12 protein-coding genes are annotated in these 23,616 nt (G+C 70.3%); 11 read left to right on the forward strand and 1 reads right to left on the reverse strand.

The genetic code is table 11. The features are described 5' to 3' along the window. Positions 1-81 precede the first annotated feature (81 nt). The 5 genes from ACIGAQ_RS03300 (at position 82) to fusA (ending at position 6,037) form a co-directional block, all read left to right on the forward strand. Positions 82-915 (forward strand): NAD(P)H-binding protein, encoded by an 834-nt coding sequence (locus tag ACIGAQ_RS03300; RefSeq protein WP_399778777.1) that lies wholly within the window; start codon positions 82-84, stop codon positions 913-915. 148 nt (positions 916-1,063) lie between these two features. Then, positions 1,064-1,978 carry a YceI family protein gene (locus tag ACIGAQ_RS03305; protein ID WP_362279209.1) on the forward strand — a complete coding sequence of 305 codons (915 nt, stop codon included), beginning with the start codon at positions 1,064-1,066 and terminating at the stop codon, positions 1,976-1,978. 178 nt (positions 1,979-2,156) lie between these two features. Then, complete coding sequence (locus ACIGAQ_RS03310) at positions 2,157-2,975, forward strand: hypothetical protein (RefSeq protein ID WP_399778779.1); 819 nt, start codon at positions 2,157-2,159, stop codon at positions 2,973-2,975. Between the two features lie 160 nt (positions 2,976-3,135). Next, positions 3,136-3,672 (forward strand): DUF5958 family protein, encoded by a 537-nt coding sequence (locus ACIGAQ_RS03315; protein WP_362279207.1) that lies wholly within the window; start codon positions 3,136-3,138, stop codon positions 3,670-3,672. Positions 3,673-3,997: 325 nt separating this feature from the next. Further along, positions 3,998-6,037 (forward strand): elongation factor G, encoded by a 2,040-nt coding sequence (gene fusA, locus ACIGAQ_RS03320; RefSeq protein ID WP_399778781.1) that lies wholly within the window; start codon positions 3,998-4,000, stop codon positions 6,035-6,037. Between the two features lie 118 nt (positions 6,038-6,155). Here fusA and ACIGAQ_RS03325 read toward each other — a convergent pair whose 3' ends face one another. Then, positions 6,156-7,958, reverse strand: coding sequence for a coagulation factor 5/8 type domain-containing protein (locus ACIGAQ_RS03325; RefSeq protein ID WP_399778783.1), 1,803 nt, complete (start codon positions 7,956-7,958; stop codon positions 6,156-6,158). Positions 7,959-8,212: 254 nt separating this feature from the next. Between ACIGAQ_RS03325 and ACIGAQ_RS03330 the strand changes: the two genes are divergently transcribed. From ACIGAQ_RS03330 to ACIGAQ_RS03355, 6 genes are all read left to right on the forward strand, one after another. Then, the gene (locus tag ACIGAQ_RS03330; protein ID WP_399778785.1) at positions 8,213-9,529 is read left to right on the forward strand and encodes an ABC transporter substrate-binding protein; all 1,317 of its coding nucleotides are present in this window, start codon (positions 8,213-8,215) and stop codon (positions 9,527-9,529) included. Positions 9,530-9,534: 5 nt separating this feature from the next. After that, a complete protein-coding gene (locus ACIGAQ_RS03335; protein ID WP_311681046.1) occupies positions 9,535-10,524 on the forward strand; it encodes a sugar ABC transporter permease in 990 nt (329 codons plus the stop codon). Between the two features lie 8 nt (positions 10,525-10,532). Continuing rightward, positions 10,533-11,372 carry a carbohydrate ABC transporter permease gene (locus ACIGAQ_RS03340; protein WP_311681186.1) on the forward strand — a complete coding sequence of 280 codons (840 nt, stop codon included), beginning with the start codon at positions 10,533-10,535 and terminating at the stop codon, positions 11,370-11,372. A gap of 29 nt (positions 11,373-11,401) precedes the next feature. Continuing rightward, complete coding sequence (locus ACIGAQ_RS03345; RefSeq protein ID WP_399778787.1) at positions 11,402-12,760, forward strand: GH1 family beta-glucosidase; 1,359 nt, start codon at positions 11,402-11,404, stop codon at positions 12,758-12,760. 307 nt (positions 12,761-13,067) lie between these two features. Beyond that, positions 13,068-16,748, forward strand: coding sequence for a LamG domain-containing protein (locus ACIGAQ_RS03350; protein ID WP_399778789.1), 3,681 nt, complete (start codon positions 13,068-13,070; stop codon positions 16,746-16,748). A gap of 120 nt (positions 16,749-16,868) precedes the next feature. After that, complete coding sequence (locus tag ACIGAQ_RS03355; protein ID WP_399778791.1) at positions 16,869-23,477, forward strand: RHS repeat domain-containing protein; 6,609 nt, start codon at positions 16,869-16,871, stop codon at positions 23,475-23,477. Positions 23,478-23,616 lie beyond the last annotated feature (139 nt).

Consider the following 23,616-nt stretch of genomic DNA (forward strand, 5'->3'; position numbering starts at 1 on the left):
GCCTTCACCTTCACCCTCACCTTCGCGTTTGCGGTGCGGTCGCGGACAGAAGGTGACCGCAAGTCTTCCTAGGGTCGGGGCATGACCCAGACGCAGAGGATCCTTGTCACCGGCGCCACCGGAACCGTCGGCCGCCAGGTCGTCACCGAACTGCTCGCGCGGGGGCACCGCGTACGGGCCCTCACCCGTGACGCCGCGAAGGCCGCCTTCCCGGACGGAGTGGAGGTCGTGGAGGGCGACCTGACCGAGCCGGACGGCCTCGCCCCGGCCCTGGCGGGCGTGACCGGGCTGCACCTGATCACGTTCGGCGGGGCCGCGTTCACCCCGCTGCGGACCGGTCCGCGGGTCCTGGAACTCGCCCGCGCGGCCGGTGTCCGCCGCGTCACCGTGCTGCACGGCGGCGGGCCCACCCCGCTGGAGGACGCCGTGCGGGCCGACGACGCCCTGGACTGGACGGTGCTCATGCCGGTCGAGTTCATGGCGAACGCCCTGGAGTGGGCGGACGGGATCACGGCATCGGGCGAGGTGCGCGAGCCGTTCGTCTCCCGGCTCAGCGCCATGGTCCACGAGGGCGACATCGGCGCCGTCGCCGCGGTCGCGCTGACCGAGGAGGGCCACGCCGGCCAGGAGTACGTGATCACCGGCCCCGAGGTGCTCACCGTCGACGACAAGGTGCGCACCCTCGCCGCCGCCGTCGGCCGGGAGATCACCCTGGTCGAGCTGACCGAGGAGGAGGCGGTGGCGCAGTGGCGGGCCGCGCACCTGCCGGAGGACGTGATCGGCTTCCTGCTGGAGGCGTACGGCAACACGCCCGAGGTGGGCCGCACCGTCTCCGGCACTGTCGAGAAGGTCACCGGCCGCCCGGCGCGCACCTTCGCGCAGTGGGCCGCCGAGCACGCCGGCGTCTTCCGGTGACGGCCGTGAGTGTCTCGTATTGAGACACCCGCGGGCCGCCCCGGCACATCAAGATCGACAGGGGGGGGTGTGACCGCAGCCAGGTGCGGCCGTCGGCGTGCGCTGCATCGCCGCCGGGCGGCCGCACACCCGAAGAAAGGTGAACCACATGGCCCTCGCACTGCTCCGGCGCCGGTGGCTCAAAGGCACCTCCGCCGCAGCGGCGGGCCTCGCCGTCCCCCTCCCGACCGGTGCCGGTGCCGTCGCCCGCGAGGTCGTCGACCCGATGGGCGCGCCCCTGGCGGGCGCGGACGTCACCGTCACCGCCCTGGACACCCACCGCGTGGCCGCCCGGGGCACGACCGACCCGTACGGCTACTTCCTCGCGGCCCTGCCGCCCGCCCGGTACAGCCTGCTGATCTCCGCGGAGGGCCTGCGACCGCACCGCGAGACGATCGAGATCGCCCCCGACGCCTCGACGCCCGCCGAGCGGGTCTGGCTGCAGCCGGCCGAGGCCCTCCAGCTGCCGACGCCCGGCACGTGGCTCTTCGACCCGCCGCACACCGCGATCCGCTTCATCGCCAAGCACGTCGGGATGGCCCATGTGCACGGCCGGTTCGAGCGTTTCGACGGCGGGATCCAGGTCTCCCAGGACATGGCCGACTCACGGGTGCGGGTCCGTATCGACGCCGCCAGCATCACCACGGGCAACACCACGCGCGACAACCACCTGCGCTCCGCCGACTTCCTGGACGTCGAACGGTTCCCGTACATCGACTTCACGAGCACGCGCTTCGCCTACCGCGGCGGCAGCAAGTGGTCCCTGCTGGGCACCCTCACGATGCACGGCGTCAGCCGCTCGGTGTCGCTGGACACGACCTACCTGGGCACGGTGAACGGCGGCTACGGGCAGGAACTGCGCTGCGCGGCCCTCGCCACGGCGGAACTGCACCGCGAGGACTACACCCTGAACTGGCGCTCCATGCTGGCCCGCGGCATCGCCGTGGTCGGCCCGACCGTACAACTGGAACTGGACGTCCAGGCGATGTACCGCACCCACGACACCCCGACCCCGCCGGAGTAGGTGTCCCGGCTGCGCGTTTCCTGAAGGGGCGGGAGCGGTCGCCTGACGAGGCGGCCGCTCGCGGGCCATGGGAACCTGGCTGGTCAGGACGCCTCATTCCTGGCCAAATCGCGACCTTGTCGACAAGTCGCCATCGCACGACCCTTTCAAGGTCACCAGTGACCGCAAGGGGGGAAGCGTGCCATTCGGCAGTGGAGACCGAGCTCAGCTTCAGCAGGTCATCGAGCAGCTCGGGAAGCTCGCCACCGACCTCGCCGCCGTCAAGCAGCAGGTCGCGGACCAGCAACACACCATCGACCAGATCCGCCGGGACACCACCGCCGCCATGACCGGCGGCCTCACCGAGATGCGGGCAATCGCCCGTGACGCCCTGACCCGCACCGACGAAGTCACCAGTGGGCCCCTCGCCGGCATCGGCGGCGAACTCGTCGCCCTCCGTGGAGCCATCAACCGACTGGACAGCCGACTGCAGGCCAGGGCCGCAGGCCCGCAGGAGACCCCGGCGGACCCGCCGAGCCCGGAGCCCGAGGTCGAGAAGCCCCAGGCGACGCCCGATCCGGAACCGTCCGCACTCGCGCCTCAGCCGATCCGCGAACCCGGCAGCATCCCCGAGCCCGACGAAGAAACCCTGCAGGCAGCAGCCGGTATCTCCGCCGCCACCCTCCACGCCCACCGCGACACGTGGGAGTTCCTCGTCAAGCACGCGGGCACGGACCGGCACTTCCACCTCCCGGCCGGCGTCCACGACACCGAAGGCACGATCCTGGCCAAGGTTTCCGGCCCCAGCCTCGTCGCCGCCCTGACCAGCCTCCACGACGTCAGCCACACCGCCGCCGACCCGGGCACTCGCGCCATCGCCGCCCACCTCCACGAGCGACTCACCGAGACCGTGCAGGAGATCCTCACCCGTCCCCACCGCGGTGACGGAGCCGACCCGGTCCGCATCGTCATCGACGACCGAGCCGCCCCGGACGCCGGGGGAGACAGCGTGCAGTGACAGCACGGAGCCCTCGATCGCCGCAGCGGACGGGGGCTCCGGCCCTGCGCTCCTGCGCGCGACATGCCGAGCGGGGACGGACACGGGCGGGGCACCGAGCCCGGCCCCTCCTCCGCCGGCAGCGTGCACCTCTGCGGCGTGCTTGTGGAATCCTCAAGCGATGGCGGAACCGAACAGGGACGACGGCCACGCCTTCCGGCGCGAAGTCGAACGGGTCGTCAACGAGGTGGCGCAAGGGCTGCGCACGTCGGACGCCGGCGTGGGGTGGTTCTGCGACCTGGCCCCGACGCGCCGACAGGAGGTGCTGCGGGAAGTCGCCGGCTACGCGATGCAGGCGCATGTCACCGCCGCGGACGGGCGTGCGGGGGTGGCGAGGTCGGGGGTGAAGCCCACCGCCAATCCCGCGGTGATGATCTGCATGGACCCGCCCCGCTACGGGTTCGCGGGCCTCCCCGCCGCCGAACACGTCGCGGCGTTCCGCGTCCTCGTCTCCGCATTCGCCGTCGCCGACGCCCGCCGCCGCACGACGCACTGCCAAGGCGCCTGCGGACATCCGTGGCACCACCTGGAGTCGTTCGCCGGCTCGCCTGCGCCCGGTCCTGACCATGTCCAAGGTCAGGAGACGTACCCGGAGTCACGGGATGCATCCGAGAGGGCCGGCTCGGGCGGCGACGGCGCCCCGGCCCCGCCGGAATAATCCCTGGCACCGGCCCCTCGCGGCTCCCTACACTCACGCACGTACCCGCGCCGCCCACGACCCGGGCGGTGCGCCGGCGCGACGAACGAAGGGAGACGGCCGTGCGTGATCACACCGCTGCCGCCGTCGCCCTCCCGCGCTACGAGGTGATCCTCGTGTCTTCGTCCCTCCGGTGCCCGCTGCGCGGCGGCATCGGCTGACCGGGACGAACTCCGGGCACCCAGCGCCTGCTTGACGTTGAGTCGGGTCCGCGCGTCTGCCTGCCCCTCTCGCCGCCCCGGAATCGCGCTGCCCTTTTCCCGACCGCATCGAAAGGCCCCGGGCCGTGCGCACCATCCACCACCCGCTCGCCGCCGTCCGCAACCTCGGCATCCTCGCCCATGTCGACGCCGGCAAGACCACCGTCACCGAACGGATCCTGTTCGCCACCGGAACCACGCACAAGCGTGGCGAGGTCCACGACGGCACGACCGTCACGGACTACGACCCGCAGGAGCGCGACCGGGGCATCACCATCTTCGCCGCGGCCGTGAGCTGCGCGTGGGACGGTCATCGGATCAACCTCATCGACACCCCCGGACACGTCGACTTCGCCGACGAGGTGGAGCGGGCGCTGCGCGTGCTCGACGGCGCCGTCGCCGTGTTCGACGCGGTGGCCGGGGTGGAGCCGCAGAGCGAATCGGTGTGGCGGCAGGCGGACCGGCACCGCGTGCCGAGGATCGCGTTCGTCAACAAGATGGACCGGGCCGGCGCCGACCTCGACGCGGCCGTCGCGTCGATCCGCGAGCGGCTGCACCCGGCTCCGCTGCCCGTCCAGCTTCCTGTCGGCACCGAGGACGCCTTCACCGGCGTCGTCGACCTCGTCCGCATGCGGGCGCTGCTGTGGAGCGACGGCGGCACGCCGGACGAGCTGCCGGTACCGGACGGCCTGCGGGACGAGGCCCTCGCCCGCCGCCGGGCCCTGGAGGAGGCGGTGGCGGAGCTGCACCCGGGCGCCCTGGAGGAGTTCTGCGCCACGGGCGGGCTCGCGGAGCGGACTCTCACCGCCGCCCTCCGGGACCTGACCCGGAGCGGGGACGGCGTGGTCGTGCTGTGCGGTTCCGCGTACCGCAACCGGGGGATCGAGCCGCTGCTCGACGCCGTCGTGGCATGGCTGCCGTCACCGCTGGACGTGGAGCCGGTGCGCGGCACCCACGCCGGTGCCGAGCAGCGGCGGCCGGCCGATCCGGCGGCGCCACCGGTCGCCCTCGCGTTCAAGGTGCAGGCCACCGCCACCGGACGGCTGACGTATCTGCGGATCTACGCGGGGACGATCGGGAAGGGGGACACGCTGTGGGACGCGACCGCGGGCCGCACCGAGCGGATCGGCCGGATCCTGCGCGTGCAGGCCGACCGGCACGCACCGCTGGAGCGTGCCGTCGCCGGGGACATCGTCGCCGTCGTCGGACTGAAGTCCGCCCGCGCCGGCTCGACCCTGTGCGCCCCGGACGCGCCCGTGCTGCTGGAACCGCCCGGGGTGCCCGAACCCGTGGTGTCGGTCGCCGTCGAGGCCCGCAGGGCCGGCGACACCGAGCGGCTGGCGTCGGGGCTGGCGCGGCTGGCCGAGGAGGACCCCTCGCTGGTCACGCGCACCGACCCGGAGACCGGGCAGACCCTGCTGTCCGGCATGGGGGAACTGCACCTGGAGGTGGCGGTGGAGAAGCTCCGGCGGGACCTCGGCCTGGAGATCACCGTCGGCCGTCCCCGGGTCAGTCACCGCGAGACCGTCGGCCGGGGTGTGTCCGGGCTGGTGTACCGGCACGTCAAACAGGACGGCGGGGCGGGGCAGTTCGCCCACGTCGTGCTCGACGTGGAGCCGTTCGACGGTGGCTTCGCGTTCCGCTCGGCCGTGGTCGGCGGGCGCGTGCCGCAGGAGTACGTGCGGGCGGTCGAGGCAGGCTGCCGGGACGCACTCGCCGAGGGGCCGCTCGGCGGGCACCCGGTGACCGGGCTGCGCGTCACGCTCACGGACGGGGCGACCCATGTGAGGGACTCCTCGGACACGGCGTTCCGGACGGCGGGACGGCTCGGACTGCGTGAGGCCCTGCGCGGCTGCGCGATGGTCCTGCTGGAGCCGGTCGCCGAGGTCACCGTCACCGTGCCCGAGGACGCGGTCGGCGGTGTGCTCGGTGACCTCGCCGCCCGGCGCGCCCGGGCGACCGGCTCGGTCACCCGGGCGGGGGCCGCCGTCGTCACCGCGACCGTGCCGCTGGCCGAACTGTTCGGCTGGGCGACCCGGTTGCGCAGCCGCACCCAGGGCCGTGGCACGTTCACGACCCGCCCGGCCGGGTACGCGCCGGCACCGGCCGCCACCGTGGCGCGGTAGGTCCCCGGCCGGCCCCTTCCCTCCCGGCGGAGGGAAGGGGCCGGCCCGTCCTTCGGGTACGCGGGCGCCGGCCCTCCCTGCGGTTGCCGCCCCGCTCCCACAGGTGCCCCTCAGGCCCCTACGGGTAGGACACGATCGTCGACGGCACGGTCGACGTGCCCGACGTGGGTGCCCCCGTGTCGTTGATGACGCACTCGTACTGCCCGTTGCCGCCCAGGGAGACCACGAGCAGGTCGTGGAAGCGCACCCCGGGCCGGTTCGGCGCGGCGAAGCCGTGGTGCTGCACGATGGTCGGGTCGACGTTGTAGTAGCAGTAGCTGCCCAGGCCCCAGCCCTCGTGGCTGGTCACGTTGTCGCCGACCCGGTAGGCCGCGTACCCCTTGATCGAACCGTTCTGGATCGCGGCCTGGTTCGGTGCGTCGTACGCCTTCTCGTTCTGGAAGAAGATCGTGCGGCCGCGCTCGCCGAACCACTGCACGTCGTACTTGTTGAAGTGCTCCACGAACAGGCCGGTCGCCAGGACGTCGTGGCCGTTGACGACGACGCCGTAGTCGGCCCGGTTGGTCTCCCAGCCGACGCCGTCGCCGTGGTCGGCGCGCCACACCCATGTGTGGTCGACGATGGTGTGGCGGCTGTTGACGACCATGCTGGTGGTGGCCTTGCCGGGGCCCGCCCCGCCGATGCGGATGAACACGTCCTGCACGGTGGTCGGGTTGGCCGAGTGGTCCCGGGAGGAGCCGGCCGGGCCGATCTCCAGCAGGGTCGGGGAGTTGACCGGCCCGGCGTCGATGAGGAACCCGGCCAGCCGGACCCCGTCGACGTCGGCGACCCGCAGCGCCGTGACGCCGTTGTCGGGGATGAGCGTGGCGTACCCGAGGCCCAGGACCACGGTGTCGGCCCGGTCCACCCGGATGGGCCGGTCCAGGTAGTAGATCCCCGGCGTCAGCAGCAGGTGCAGTCCCTCGGACAGGGCCTGGTTGAGCGTGGCCGCCGAGACGCCCGGCTTGGCGACGTAGAAGCGGGTCAGTGGCAGGGAGGTGCCGCGCGGGGTGCCGCTGCCCCAGGTGACGCCCCGGGCGTTGGTCCGCTTCTCCGGCAGGAAGACCCGGTACTCGTTGCCGCTGAGGTACAGGAACGGCTTCTCGCGGGAGACCGGCGTGGTGTTCAGCGTGGTGTACGGCGGGTTAGGGAAGCCCTGCGCGGGAGCGCCCTCGACACCGGAGAACACCATGTTCCACACGCCGTTGAGCCAGCCGCCGATCGCGCTGTCCCGGGTGTACCACTGCTGCTGCGAGTACGGCTGCACCTGGCCGTCGATCCGGCTGTCGGCGATGTAGCCGCCGCTGGACCAGCCGTAGCCGGTCGGGGCGAGGTTGAGGTTGCCGCGGACGTGCATCCGGCGGAACGGGGCCGCCTGGGAGACCGCCCAGCGGTTGGTGCCGTTGACCGGGACCACGGCCAGGTTCTCCGCCGAACGCCAGAAGTTCTGCGTGGCGTTGCCGTTGAACCAGCCCGCGTCGACCGTGATGTCGCCGTTGATGGTGGTGTCGTCGGGGGAGAGGCCGAGACCGGAGATGGAGGTGTAGAAGCCGATCTGCGCGTTGAGGCCGTGGTAGGTGCCGGGCTTGAACAGCAGCTGGTAGCGGCCGGTGCCGAACTGGGCCGACTCCTGCTGCCGGAAGATCTCGTCCAGTCTGCCCTGGATGTTCGGCGTGGAGGGGTCGAAGACGACGACGTTGGGGCCGAGGTCGCCGCCGCCGGGCAGGGCCCGGGGCTTCTTGCGGGCGGGCTGCCTGCCGCCGGCCGGAGCGGCCGCGGCCGTGCCGGGCAGGCCGGCGAGGACGGTGGCCGCCGCGGCGGCGCCGAGGACGGCTCGGCGGCCGGGGGAGGGCAGGCCGGACGAAGGGGAGTCAGTGGGCATGGGGCGGCTCTCCTGGTTCAGGAAGTGAACGGTGTGGGGTGCGGGGAGCGCTCTCTCGCCGCTGAATGGTTCATCCGTGGAACAGATGCGTCAAGAGGTACGGCGAGAGTTCGCAGAGTCGGTCCAACCCCTTGACGGACCTGCTTTCCAGGGATTAACTCACGTCCTAAATTAAGCCATGACGACTCCCTCCCGGTGAGGGAGCACGGTCTGGGGGGACGTACTCCCGTACTCCCGGAAGGGACACGAGCAGCATGCGCAGTACCCGAGCCGCGGCCGCAGGCGCCGTCACACTGTCACTCGTCCTCGCGGCCACGGCCTGCGGAGGCGGCTCCGCCACGGGCGGCGGGTCGAACGACTCGCCCAAGACGCTGACGTACTGGGCGTCCAACCAGGGCGCCAGCATCGAGATCGACAAGAAGGTCCTCCAGCCCGAACTCGACAAGTTCGAGAAGCAGACCGGGATCAAGGTGAAACTGGAGGTCGTCCCCTGGTCGGACCTGCTCAACCGGATCCTCACCGCCACCACCTCCGGACAGGGCCCGGACGTGCTGAACATCGGCAACACCTGGAGCGCCTCGCTCCAGGCCACCGGCGCCCTGCTGCCCTGGGACGCGAAGAACTTCGACAAGATCGGCGGCCGGGACCGCTTCGTCGAGTCGGCGCTCGGCTCCACCGGCGCCCAGGGCGAGGCCCCGGCCGCGGTGCCCCTGTACTCGATGGCGTACGCGCTCTACTACAACAAGAAGATGTTCGCCGAGGCGGGCGTCTCCAAGCCGCCGGCCACCTGGGACGAGCTGGTCGCCGCCGGGAAGAAGCTCTCCAAGGACGGCAAGTGGGGCCTGGGGGCGGAGGGGTCGAACCCGTCCGAGAACATCCACCACGCCTACGTCTTCGCCAAGCAGCACGGCGCCGACTTCTTCACCGCCGACGGCAAGCCCGACTTCACCAGCGACGGGGCGGTCACCGCGGTCAAGCAGTACGTCGACCTGATGGCCAAGGACAAGGTCATCGCGCCCGGCAACGCCGAGTACGCGCAGAACCAGTCCGTCAGCGACTTCGCCAAGGGCAAGACCGCGATGCTGCTGTGGCAGTCCGCGTCCGCCAACCTCAAGTCCCAGGGCATGAGCGAGGACGACTACGGCATCGCGCCCGTGCCCGTCCAGTCCGGCACCCCCGGCACCGGCAAGCAGGTCAACTCGATGGTCGCGGGCATCAACCTCGCCGTCTTCAAGAACACCGACAACCTCGACGGCGCCACCAAGTTCGTGAAGTTCATGACCGGCGACGACGAGCAGAAGATCCTCAACAAGGCCTACAGCTCCATCCCGCCGGTCAGGACCGCCCAGTCGGACGCCGCGTTCGCCACCCCGGCCAACGCCGTCCTGAAGGACACCCTCGCCAAGAGCGCCGTCGCGCTGCCGCAGGTCGCCGACGAGTCGCAGTTCGAGACGGCCGTCGGCACGGCGATCAAGGACCTGTTCGCCGACGCGGCCGCCGGACGCGCGGTCACCACCGCCTCGGTGAAGGCGGCCCTGGAGAAGGCCCAGCAGCAGATGCCGGCGGCCTGAACGACATGACCACCACGGTTGAAGCCGGCACGCCGCCGGTCCGCAAGAGCCCGTCCGGTGCGGCGCGCGGCCCCCGCCGCCGCACCGGACGGATCCACCGCGTCGGCCTGCCCTACCTGCTGCTCCTGCCCGCGCTGCTGCTCGAACTCCTCGTCCACCTGGTGCCGATGGTGATCGGCGTCGTGATGAGCTTCAAGGAGCTCACGCAGTTCTACATCCGGGACTGGGGCGCCGCCCCCTGGTCCGCCCTGGACAACTACAAGGTGTCGGTGGACTTCGACGCCCCCGTCGGCGAGGCGCTGCTGCACTCCTTCCTCGTCACCGTCGCCTTCACGCTGCTGTCGGTGGGCCTGTGCTGGCTCATCGGCACGGCCGCGGCCGTCTTCATGCAGGACACCTTCCGGGGCCGCGGTCTGCTGCGGGCGCTGTTCCTCGTGCCGTACGCCCTTCCGGTCTACGCGGCCGTCATCACCTGGGTGTTCATGTTCCAGCACGACAACGGCCTGGTGAACCACGTCCTGCACGACCAGCTCGGCCTCACCGACAAGCCGTCCTTCTGGCTGATCGGAGACAACAGCTTCTTCGCGCTGCTGACCGTGTCGGTCTGGAAGGGCTGGCCGTTCGCCTTCCTCATCGTCATGGCCGGGCTGCAGAACATCCCGCGCGAGCTGTACGAGGCGGCGGCGCTGGACGGCGCCGGGGTCTGGCAGCAGATCCGGCGCATCACCCTGCCGTCGCTGCGCCCGGTCAACCAGGTGCTGGTCCTGGTGCTGTTCCTGTGGACGTTCAACGACTTCAACACGCCCTACGTCCTGTTCGGCAGGACCGCACCCGCGGCGGCCGACCTCATCTCGGTGCACATCTACCAGGCGTCCTTCGTCACCTGGAACTTCGGCACGGGCTCGGCGATGTCGGTGCTCCTGCTGCTGTTCCTGCTGCTGGTGACCGGCGTGTACCTGGTGCTGACCTCGCGCGGACGGAGGGCCGCCTCATGAGTTCGCCCCTGGCCCCGCCCCGGTCCTTCCTGTGGTCCCGGCGGATCTTCCTGACGCTGCTGACGGGCTTCGTGCTGCTGCCGGTCTACGTCATGGTCTCCAGCTCGCTCAAGCCGCTCGCGGACGTCACCGGCAAGTTCCGCTGGCTGCCGACCGAGCTGACGATCCGCCCGTACATCGACATCTGGTCGACGGTCCCGCTGGCGCGCTACTTCGTCAACTCCCTGATCGTGGCGGGCGCGGCGACGGTCTGCTCGGTGGTGATCGCGGTGTTCGCGGCGTACGCGGTGAGCCGCTACGACTTCCGCGGCAAGCGCGTGTTCACGGTGACCGTGCTCTCCACCCAGATGTTCCCCGGCATCCTGTTCCTGCTGCCGCTGTTCCTCATCTACGTCAACATCGGCAACGCCACCGGCATCGCCCTGTTCGGCTCGCGCGGCGGTCTGATCCTGACCTACCTGACCTTCTCGCTGCCGTTCTCCATCTGGATGCTGATCGGCTACTTCGACTCGGTGCCGCGCGATCTGGACGAGGCGGCGCTGGTCGACGGCTGCGGCCCGCTCGGCGCGCTCTTCCGGGTCGTGGTCCCGGCGGCCGTACCCGGCATCGTCGCGGTCGCCGTCTACGCCTTCATGACCGCCTGGGGCGAAGTCCTGTTCGCCTCGGTGATGACCAACGACACCACCCGCACCCTCGCCGTCGGCCTGCAGGGCTACTCGACCCTCAACGACGTGTACTGGAACCAGATCATGGCCGCCTCGCTGGTCGTCAGCGTCCCCGTCGTCGCGGGCTTCCTGCTGCTCCAGCGCTATCTCGTCGCCGGCCTGACGGCAGGAGCCGTCAAGTGACCGACCCGTACGTTCCCGAGAGGACTTCCGTGACCATCGACTATGCCGCCCTCCCCGACGACTTCCTGTGGGGCACGGCCACTTCGGCGTACCAGATCGAGGGCGCCGTGGCGGAGGACGGCCGTGCGCCGTCGATCTGGGACACCTTCTCGCACACCCCGGGCAAGACCGCCGGCGGCGACCACGGCGACGTCGCCTGCGACCACTACCACCGCTGGCGCGAGGACATCGCCCTGATGCGGCAACTGGGCGTGAACGCCTACCGCCTGTCGATCGCCTGGCCGCGCGTCGTCCCGGGCGGCGACGGCCCCGTCAACCCCAAGGGGCTGGCCTTCTACGACGAGCTGATCGACGGCCTGCTGGAGGCCGGCATCACCCCGTCCGTCACCCTGTACCACTGGGACCTGCCGCAGGCGCTGCAGGACCGCGGCGGCTGGCCGGAGCGCGACACCGCCCTGGCGTTCGCGGACTACGCCTCGGTGGTGGCCGAGCGGCTCGGCGACCGCGTCAGCCACTGGGCCACCCTCAACGAGCCGCTGTGCTCGGCGTGGATCGGCCACCTCGAAGGCAAGATGGCCCCCGGCTGGACGGACCTGACCGCCGCCGTCCGCGCCTCCTACCACCTGCTGCTGGGGCACGGCCTCGCGGCCCGGGCGATCCGGGCGGCGGTTCCGGACGCCCAGGTGGGCATCGTCAACAACCTCTCCACCATCCACGCGGCCTCCGACCGCCCCGAGGACCTCGCGGCGGCCCGCCGCATGGACGGCCACACCAACCGCTGGTGGCTCGACCCGGTGCACGGCCGGGGCTTCCCGGAGGACATGCGCGAGGTCTACGGCGTCGAACTCCCCGAACAGGCCGGGGACTCGGCGGCCATCGCCGCCCCCCTCGACTGGCTGGGCCTGAACTACTACTTCCCGCAGACGGTGGCCGACGACCCCGAAGGTCCCGCCCCGTACGCCCGGGCCGTCCGCCGGGAGGGCGTCCCGCGCACCGGCATGGACTGGGAAATCGACGCGAGCGGCATCGAGGACCTGCTGCTCCGCCTCACGCGGGAGTACGGCGCGCGCCGGCTGTACGTCACGGAGAACGGCTCGGCCTTCCCCGACGTCGTCCGCCCCGACGGCACCGTCGACGACCCCGAGCGCCAGGACTACCTGCTGCGGCACCTCGCGGCCTGCGCCTCCGCCGCCCGCCAGGGCGCCCCGCTGGCCGGCTACTTCGCCTGGTCCCTGCTGGACAACTTCGAGTGGGCATACGGCTACGAGAAGCGGTTCGGGCTCGTCCACGTGGACTACGCGACGCAGAAGCGGACGATCAAGGGGACGGGGCATCGGTACGCCGAGGTGGTGCGGGGGCACCGAGAGCGACGGAGGAGGGCCGCGTGAGACGCCGATGACGTGATCGCGGTCGAACACGAGCCTTCTGGCCTGGCGTGACGGCAGGTGCATGCGGTGCCCGTGCCCATCAGACGGCCCTCCCACGGACGCTCCGAGGAGCTCCGGGGAGGGCCGTTGCGCTGGGTGATCAGGCCCACACTTGCATTTGTAATGCTCATGCACTTTAAATGTCGAGGCTCAATGAAGATCGTATGAGAAAAACGGGGGTGCGGGCATGTCGTGGCGCGAGGCGGTCGGAGGGGACCGGCGAAGAACATGGCGGTGGGCAACCCGACTTACGACCGGCATCACATCGATGGCTCTGCTCGCGTCACTGCCGGCGCTCGCGGCAAGCGCCACGGCGGCGCCGTCGGACGCGCCTGCCGCCGTCGCCTCCTCGCAGACCACGCACCGCACGGCCGCTGAGCGTGCTGCGGCGCTCGGCGAGCGGGTCGAGGTCACCGGTGAGCGCACCGAGTACGCGACCACCGTGGCCAACCCCGACGGCACCTACACACTCGTGCAGTCGGCCGTGCCGCAGCGGGTGAAGGGCGACGACGGTTCCTGGAAGCCGGTGGACGCCACCCTGGAGCGGCGCGCCGACGGCAGTGTCGGACCCAAGTCCGCGGTGGTGGACTTGTCCTTCTCCGGTGGCGGCGACGGCGCCGGCTTGATCCGCCTCGGCGACGAGGGCGGCGCTCTGCGCCTGGACTGGCCGGGCAAACTGCCGGAGCCCCGGCTGGACGGGGCGAAGGCCGTCTACCCCGAGGTCCTCGACGGTGTGGATCTCGAACTCACAGCCACGGCGGAGGGGTACCGTGAGGTGCTTGTGGTCAAGTCCGCCGAGGCGGCCCAAGACCCGGCGCTCGAGCAGATCGAACTGACCGTCTCCGCCACCGACCTGGAAGTCGTGCCGGGCGCGGGCGGCGGACTGCGCGCCATCGACGCCGACGGCAACACGGTCTTCAAGGGCCCGGCCGGCCAGATGTGGGACTCCGCGAGTCAGGTCGGTCCGTCCGCCGAGAACGGCATGGGCACTCAGCTCGTCCGGTCCGCGGCGGCCGACGGACCCGCCGAGGGCGAGGTGCCGGACCCGGTGGAGGAGGGCACCCAGCCGCGCGCCGGTGACGCCAGCGCCGTCATGCCGGTGCAGGTGGACACCGACAGGATCGCCGTGGAGCCCGATCTGTCCCTGCTTCGCGGCAAGGACACCGTCTACCCCGTCTACATCGACCCCTCGGTCGGTCTCGATGTCTCCGAGCGGACCGTGCTGTCCTCCGACGGAGACAAGTTCTGGCAGTTCAACGGCGACTACGGTGTCGGACGTTGCAGCGTCTCGGGTCCGTACTACTGCGGCAGCAACTACACCAACCGCATGTACTTCGAGTTCAAGCCGTCGCAGCTGTCCGGCAAGTACGTCCTCGACGCGACCTTCCGTGCCTACGAGACCTGGTCGTTCACCTGTGACCCCAAGTGGGTGGACCTGGAGCGCACCGACAACATCTCCGAGGGCACCCGCTGGCCCGGCCCCTCCCAACTGGACCAGATGGGTGACCGGCACATCTCGGCGGGCCGCGGCAGCCAGTGCAGCCCCGACCAGCCCGACCAGTGGGTCGAGTTCAACGACAACCCGGACGAGACCGACGAGAACCTCAGCTCCACCGTGCGCAAGTTCGCGGACGGCAAGATCTCCCGGCTCACCTTCATGCTGCGGGCCAAGGACGAGTCCGACCCCGAGGCCTGGAAGCGGTTCGACGACAACGCCGAGCTGAAGGTCAACTACGCCTTCAAGCCGGGCGTACCGACCGATGTCGGTGTGATCCCGGGCGACGGGACCACGGCGTACTGCAAGAAGTCTTCCTCCGACCCGCTCGTCGTCACCCGCGTCGATCCGATGGTGCAGGCCCGGGTGCAGACCAAGGTTGAGCACAACCTGGGCTCCGAAGAGGGCTCCCTCCAGGCCGAGTTCGTCGTCGAGCGCGGTGACGACGCCGCCTGGCACCAGGTGTGGTCCGGTTACCGGCCCGACTCCGGCTGGGACCCGGACGGCACGCTGGAGAAGCTGCGCACCTCGAACCGGGCGGACGGCGGTCTGTACCGGATGCGCGCGCGGACCCAGTCCCACTGGACGTACGGCACGAAGTCCGGTGACCTGTTCTCCTCCTACTCCTCCTGGTGCTACTTCAAGATCGACTCGACGGCCCCCAAGGCCCCGACGATCACGACCGGCAGCCCGTACACCCAGTGCACCACCAACCTGTGCGACGGCAAGGGCGGCCCGGGCGTGCCCGGAAGCTTCAGCTTCAAGCCGAACGCCGCCGACAGGGACATCACCGGCTACCGTTGGCGCCTGCTGCCCAGCGCCGCCAACACGACCAGGACGGTCAGCGGCTCCTCGGTCACCGTGAGCGACGTCACTCCGTCGCTGGCGGGCACACAGACGCTGTCGGTGGAGGCGAAGGACGTACGCAACCGCTGGGGCACACCCGCCGAGTTCAGTTTCAAGGTCGCTCCGGCATCCGGGCCCGTGGGCACCTGGCACTTCGACGACGGTGCACCGGACTCCGGGGTGACCGTGGCGAAGGACACCGCGACGGAGGGAACGCGGCACGACGCCACGCTTCACGACAACGCCGGGTGGTCGACGCTGGCCCGCCGGGGTGACGACGACTACTCGATGTGGATGGACAGCAGTTCGTCGACCGCGAAGTACCACGCCGCGACCGCTTCTCCCGCGGTGAACAGCAAGGACTCGTTCACCATCTCGGCCTGGGCGTACCTGACCGATGCCACCTCCAACCACGTGGTGATGGCGGCCCCGGGCACGAACGCCTCGGCGTTCACGCTGTACTACTCGGCGTCGTACAAGAAGTGGGTGTTCAATCGCACTGCCTCGGACGTCGAGGACAGCGCGGTCTATCTGCGGTCCCTCGGTGACGCCACCAACCCGCCGTTGAAGGTGTGGACACACCTGGCGGGCGTCTTCGACACCAAAAAGGACACCGACAAGGCCAACGACACCATCCAGCTGTTCGTCAACGGCCGTCCGCAGGGCAAGCCCGTCCTGCTCAACTCGGTGTCGACCGCGTACACGCCGTGGGTCTCCACCGGAGGTCTGCAGTTCGGCCGCTCCCTGGCCGGCGGGGTGTACGGCGAGCACTTCCAGGGCCGACTGGACGAGTTCAACGTCTGGCAGCGGGTACTGACCCCGGACGAGATCGCCGAGCAGGCGCAGCTGCTGGAGAACGGCGTGCCCGCCAACGAACTCGTCGCGCACTGGGACGCCGGCTCCTCCACCGGCACCGAGGTCAAGGAGCTTTCGTCCTACCCCGCCGGGGGCCTGAAGCTCTCCGCGTCGGGCGCTGTTCTGGACGCCGAGAACAACGCCCTGGTGCTCGACGGCACCGCCGGCTACGCCTCGGTGACCGGCCCGGTCACCGACGAGACCGGCTCGTTCACCGCTTCGGCCCGGGTCCGGCTGGACTCCGAGAAGCTGGCGGCCAAGCCGGTCGGCTACCAGGGCATGGTGGCCGGACAGCAGGCGAGCGCCGGTGAGTCCTCCTGGGCGCTGTGGGTGGTCAAGCCCGCCGACGGCGTCTACCAATGGAAGTTCACGCGGACCGCGCTCGGCGCCGACGGCAAGGTCACCCAGAGTGCCGAGGTCCCCGGCGGTGACGTCGCCGAGACCGACACCTGGGTGCAGGTCACGGGTGTCTTTGACGCCCATCAGGCCTGGGAGTGGACCGACCCGGCCGACCCGTCGAAGACGGAGACCCGGCACGGCGCACTTCACCTGTTCGTCGGTGAGTTCGACCAGCCTTCCGAGAGCGACTCCGGGTTCACCGTCCCGCAGTACGGCTCCGGCGCCCTCGCTGCCGGCCGCGGCAGCCGGGCCGGCAGCACCGGGTACCACCTGCCCGGATCCCTTGAGGACCTCCGGGTGTGGACCGGCGCGATGACCGCCGACCAGGTTCGCTCCCAGATCCTCGGCGGCTGAGCCGCCTTCCGGTCGGCCCGGAGCGCGGCATTCCGCCCCGGGCCGGCCGACCCGGACATCCGGCGTGCCTGCGCGCGCTCTTCCACAGCCTCCTCCCCTCACACCCAGACAAGGGACTTCATGCGACACCGACCACCGGTTTGGCCTGCCCGGGCCGGAGCATCCCGGTCACCGCTGCTGCGGCGAGTCAGTCTGCTCGTCGGCTTCGCGCTGCTGCCGGGCCTGCTCGCCCCCGCGGCCGCGATCGCCGACGAACCGGATCCGCTGGGCAAGCCCGAATTGACCGCCGCGCGGGCGGCCAAGGTCAGGCCCTTCACCGCCAAGCAGGACCCGAAGACCGCCGCAGCCGTGCGCGCAGCGGCCCGTGCGGATCAGAGTGCGGCCGCCCGCGCCCGCAAGGACCAGGCCAGAACCACCGCCTGGCCGGACGGCGGCTCGGCGCGGCTCACCCTGCCGGCGTCCGGCAACGCGAAGGCCGAGCCGGGCGAGCTGCCCGTCACCCTGAGCGCGCCGGGCAAGAAGAAGGCCGACCGCGCCCGGTCGGTGACCGTGAACGTTCTGGACCAGAAGACCTCACGGGCCATGGGCGTCAAGGGCGTGGTCCTGAAGGTGACCGGCCCGAAGGACGGCGGCCGGGCCCGACTGGGCATCGACTACTCCGCGTTCGCCTCGGCGTACGGCGGAGACTGGGCCGGCCGACTCCACTTCGTGCGGATGTCCGACTGCGCCCCCGAGTCCGCCGGGCCCGCGAAGCCGAAGTCCGCGAAGCCGAAGTCCGCGAAGCCCAAGTCCGCGAAGTGCCGCACCGCGACACCGGTCGACTCCACCAACAGCCGCGGCGTTGAGGAGCTGACCACCGACCTGTCCTTCACGCCGGCCGCTGCCGGCGGTGCGCGGACCATGATGCTGGCGGTCACCGCCGGGACCGCGTCGGCCGACGGTGACTACAAGGCGACCCCGCTGTCGGCCTCCTCCACCTGGGAGGCCGGAGGCAGCTCCGGCACCTTCACCTGGAGCTATCCGCTGAAGGCGCCTCAGCCGGCCGCCGGACAGACACCGCAACTGGCGATCGGCTACGACTCCGGCAGCGTGGACGGCCGTACCTCCACCACCAACAACCAGGGCACCCAGGTCGGTGAAGGCTTCGACATCACCTCCTCGTACATTGAACGTAAGTACGGTTCCTGTACCGATGACGGGCACAGCGACAAGTACGACCTGTGCTGGAAGTACGACAACGCCTCATTGGTGCTGAACGGCAAGGCCACCGAACTCGTCAAGGACGACACCACCGGCGAGTGGCGACTGAAGAACGACGACGCCTCCAAGGTCACCCGGTCCACAGGGGCGGAGAACGGCGACGACAACGGCGAGCACTGGACCGTCGTCACCGGTGACGGCACCAAGTTCGTCTTCGGCCTGAACAAGCTCGACGGTGCGGCCTCAGACGTACGCACCAAGTCGGTGTGGACCGTTCCGGTCTTCGGCGACGACGAAGGCGAACCCGGCTACGCGGACGGCACCTCGTTCTCCGGCCGGGACAGGAAGCAGGCCTGGCGCTGGAACCTCGACTACGTCGAGGACACCCACGGCAACGCCAGCAGCTACTGGTACGAGGACGAGACCAACAACTACGACAAGCTCGCCGACGACGACACCGGCACCTCCTACATCCGTGGCGGCTACCTCGAGGAGATCCGCTACGGACAGCGCGCAGGCGCTTTGTTCAGTGCCACCCCGGCAGCCTCGCACAAGATCGTCTTCAGCCACGCCGAACGCTGTCTCGCCTCCGGGACCGGCTGCGACGCGCTGACCGAGAGCACCAGGGACAACTGGCCGGACGTGCCCTTCGACCGTATCTGCAAGGACGGCGAGAAGTGCCCGTACCTGGACAGTCCGACCTTCTTCACCCGCAAGCGGATCACCGCCGTCAGCACCTACGCCTGGGACGCGGCGGCCTCCACCCCGGGGTTCGCTCCCGTGGACAACTGGGAGCTCAAGCACCTCTACCTGGACCCGGGCGACACCGGTGACGCGACCGACCAGTCGCTGTGGCTGGACGAGATCAAGCACACCGGCAAGCACGGCAGTGACCTCGTCCTGGACCCGGTGAAGTTCTCCCACGTGTTCCTGCCGAACCGGGTGGACAGCCCGAGTGACGACATCCTGTCCTTCGAGCGGCCCCGGCTGAAGCAGGTCGTGTCCGAAACGGGTGCGCAGACCATCGTCGACTACCTGGCAGCCGACTGCGCGGCCGGGCAGACCATGCCCGAGGTGGACGAGAACACCAAGCGCTGCTTCCCGGTGTACTGGTCGCCCTACGGCCAGGAGGAGCCGATCCTCGACTGGTTCCAGAAGTACCCCGTCAGCTCCGTGCGCACCACCGATCCGCTGGGCGGTTCGGAAGCCGTCCAGCACACCTATCAGTACTCCGGTGGCGGTGCCTGGCACTACAACGAGGACCCACTGACCCCGGTCAAGGAGCGCACCTGGTCCGAGTGGCGCGGTTTCGGCAAGGTCACCCACCTCACCGGACCCTCGGGCGCCACCCAGACCAAGACCGTCACCGTGTTCCTGCGGGGTATGAACGGTGACCGCGTCCTCGGCGCCGACGGCAAGACACCGGACCCGGACGCGCGCAGGACGGTGAAGGTCGCCGGAATCAAGGCAGCCGAGATCACCGACTCCGAGCAGTACGCCGGCCTCACCCGGGAGACCGTCTCCTACGACGGCGACATCGAGGTGTCCGGCACGGTCAACGACCCCTGGTCCAAGCGGACCGCAACCCAGCACAAGTCGTACGCCGACACCGAGGCGTACTACGTCCGCGTCGGCGCCTCGCACGCCCGCACCCACATCACCAGCAAACTCACGCCGTTCGACCGGGTGCGCACCACGAAGACTACGTACGACGACTACGGCATGCCCACCGCCGTGGAGGACCTCGGCGACGACTCCGTCTCCGGTGACGAGAAGTGCACCCGCACCTGGTACGCCCGTAACGAGACCACCGGCCTGACGTCGCTTGTGTCCAGGACCCGGATCGTCGGCAAGGCTTGCTCCGTCGCCGACGCCGACCTGGACCTGCCCGCGGACCACAACCGCGCAGGGGACGTCGTGTCCGACTCCGCGACCGCGTACGACACCCTGACCTGGTCGGCGAGCCAGACGCCCACCAAGGGTGACGCCCGGTGGACCGGCCGCGCCAAGGGCTACGGAACCGACAGCCAGCCCGTGTGGCAGCAGACCGCCGTCACCGAGTACGACACGCTCGGCCGGCCGACTCTTGTGAAGAACCCGGACAACGCCACAACGTCCACCACGGAGTACGTGCCGTCGGGCGCGGGTCCGCTGACCCGGACGACGGTCGGCAACGCCAAGGCCCACAAGACCGTCACGGTCAAGGACTTCGCCACCGGCGCCGACCTGAAGGTCACTGACGCCAACGGCAAGGTCACCGAGACCGAGTACGACAGTCTCGGCCGGGTGACGAGTGTGTGGCTGCCCAACCGCTCCCGCGCGCTCGGCAAGACCGCGAACTACGTCTACGCCTACAGCGTCAAGTCCACCTCCCTGCCGTGGGTGTCCAGCGCCTCCCTCAAGGGGGACGGTTCCGGATACAACACCACTTACGAGATCTACGACTCGCTGCTGCGCACCCGCCAGGTGCAGGCTCCGACGTCGGCCGGCGGGCGGATCATCGCCCAGACCCTGTACGACGGCCGTGGCCTGCCCGTGACCGCACAGGCCGACATCTGGGACAACAAGGCCGCGCCCTCGGGCACCATCGCGCAGGTCGACGGCGGCCAGGCACCCCGGCAGACCGACAGCACCTATGACGGCACCGGACGGGTCACCAAAGCCGTCACCAAGAGCTACGGCGCCGCCGAGTGGTCGGTCACCACGACCTACCGCGGCGACACCGTCCTCACCAGCGCCCCGGCCGGTGGCAACGCCACAGCGGTGATCACCAACGCCCTCGGCCAGACCGTCGAACGGCGCGAGTTCGCGGGCACCGAGCCCACCGGCACCGCCTACATGACCACCCGCTACACGTTCGATGCCGCCGACCGGCAGAAGAGCATCACCGCGCACGACCAGTCCGTCTGGACGTACGAGTACGACCTCTTCGGCCGTCAGGCGGCCGTCACCGACCCCGACAAGGGCAGGACGGTCACCGAGCACAACCAGCTCGACCAGGCCGTCAAGTCCACCGACAGCCGGGGCAAGGCGCTGCTGTTCGAGTACGACATCCTGGGTCGCAAGACGGGCATGTGGCAGACGTCCAAGACCGACGCCAACAAGCTGGCGGCCTGGTCGTTCGACACCCTCGCCAAGGGCCAGCAGGACACGGCCGTACGGTACGAGGGAGGAGTCGCCGGCAAGGCGTACACCCAGAAGGTCACCTCCTATGACGCCATGTACAAGGCCACCGGCAACCAGCTGATCCTGCCCCTGGACGACGAACTGGTTAAGTCCGGGGTACCGGACAAGCTGTCCTTCTCCACCGGATACAACCTGGACGGCAGCGTCAAGCAGGCGGCGGCTCCCGCCGTGGCCGGACTGCCGGCGGAGACCGTGTCGTACACCTACGACGGGCTGGGCCAGGTGCAGACCGCCAAGGGCACCACGGGCTACCTCCAGGGAGCGGCCTACTCACCCGTCGGCGACCTGCGTCAGCTGACTCTGGCCACCGACCCGACCACCGCCAAGAAGGTGTACGTCAACTACGACTACGAGGCCGGCACGCGCCGACTCACCCGGTCGTACGTCACCGACGACGTCCACGGCTACATGCTCCAGGAGCTCAAGTACACCCAGGACGACGCCGGCAACATCACATCCGTCTTCGACGGCACCACCCTCGGCGGAACCGGCAAGGAGGACTACCAGTGCTTCGCCTACGACGGCTATCGCCGCCTGAGCGAGGCCTGGACGCCGAAGACCGCCGACTGCGCGGCGTCGGGCCACACCACCACCAACCTGGGCGGGGCCGCGCCGTACTGGACGAGCTACGACTACAACGACTCCGGGCTGCGCTCCAAGCAGACCGAGCACAGCCCTTCGGGCACCGTCACCACGGAGTACAAGTACGGCACGGCCAAGGGCCAGCCGCACGCACTGTCCTCCACGGTGACCGGAACGAAGACCGAGTCGTACACGTACGACGCCACCGGCAACACCGAGACCAGGCCGGGCACGCAGGCCACCCAGACGCTCACCTGGAACGCCGAGGGCAGGCTCGCCGCCGCCGGTGAACCCGCCGCCGGAGGCAAACCGGCCACCGGCACCGGCTACGTCTACGACGCGAGCGGGGAACTGCTCATCAAGCGGCCCACCACCACCGACGGTGAGACGGTGCTCTACCTCGGTGTGACCGAGGTGCGGCTCAAGGTCGGCGGCAACGGCGCCACCAAGGCGCTCTCCGGCGCCCGCACGTACAAGGCGGGCGACGCCGTCATCGGCGTGCGGACCTCCACCGCGGGCCAGACCGGAACGAAGCTGACGTTCCTCGCCGGTGACCACCACGGCACCTCGAGCCTGGCGATCGCCTCGGACACGCTGGCCTTCACCAAGCGGTACACCAGGCCTTTCGGAGGCACGCGCGGCACGACGTCCGGTAGCTGGCCCGATGACAAGGGCTTCCTCGGCAAGCCCGAGGACAAAACGACCGGGCTCACCCAGCTCGGTGCCCGCCAGTACGACCCGGGCCTCGGCCGGTTCCTCAGCGTCGACCCGCTGCTCGAACCGAACAGGCCGCAGACCCTGAACGGCTACGCCTACGCCGGGAACAACCCGGTGACCAGCGCCGATCCCACCGGTATGTCGGACGGTCTCGGCGGAATCCTGGGCATCATCGGCGCTGTCGTCGGCGGCGCCATCGGAGGCATCATCGGCGCGGTCGGCGCCGTGCTCGACACCGTCCTCGGCGGGGGCGGCGGTGGCACCGGCAACGGCGGTGGTGGCGGTACGGCCTCCACCTCGTCCGGCGGCTGGACGGGCCAGTCCATCACTCAGTGGACGCCCGGCGCCACGTACAACTACATCACCAAGTCCTGGGACCTTCCGTTCAACCCGCCCTCCCAGACCCAGGACGAGTGGCTCGCGTCGATCCGCGACTGGGGGATCGTCAGCGACCCCAAGGCGGCCAACCGCTGGGAGACATCGCGCTCCCTGTTCTTCGGCTGGCTGTGGGGCGGTGGCTATCCGCTGCGGGAGCACCAGGACTTCCGGGGAGGGGACGCGTTCACGTCGATCCTGGCGGTCGACCCGACCGTTTCCGAGATGCGGGCGACGCTGGTGGGACAGGCCCGCGACAAGGGCATGCGAGCGCCGTTCGCCAAGGAAGTCGCGAACATGGACTACAAGGACGTGGGCCCCGAGCCCGGCAGCCCCTGGTACAAGTTCAATTCCCTGCGCGGAGCCGCCAACGACGTCCTCGGTGTGCTGACCAATGGGGGTCTGGGGACGGAGAACCAGGCCGACGCGTTCCTCGGAAGCTACAACGGCGAAGCTCAGATCAAGTCGATCAACAAGAAGGAGCGGAGCGTCACCCTGAGTTTCAAGGTGACGAACAAGTCCGACTGGCGGTCCGCGACCCATGTCATTCCCCGGTCGTGGAACCCCGCTTTCGAGGACACCTTCGGCGCGGCCGTGGTCGAGGACTTCTCCTGGGAGGAGAAGTGGCCGCTCAACGAGTGCGTGAACTATTCCGAGTGGCTCGGATAGCCGGGACACGCACCTGATCCCCGCTGGGGGGCGGGGGCCCGGCCCCCGGCGCCCGGCCCCCCCCCCCCCCCCCCGCCCCCCCCCCGTATGGTTTATGCGGGCGGAAGCCCCCCGGGGGGGCCCCCCCCCGGGGCGGCGC

The sequence above is a fragment of the Streptomyces sp. NPDC085932 genome (assembly GCF_044540525.1).
GTDB lineage: Bacteria > Actinomycetota > Actinomycetes > Streptomycetales > Streptomycetaceae > Streptomyces > Streptomyces levis.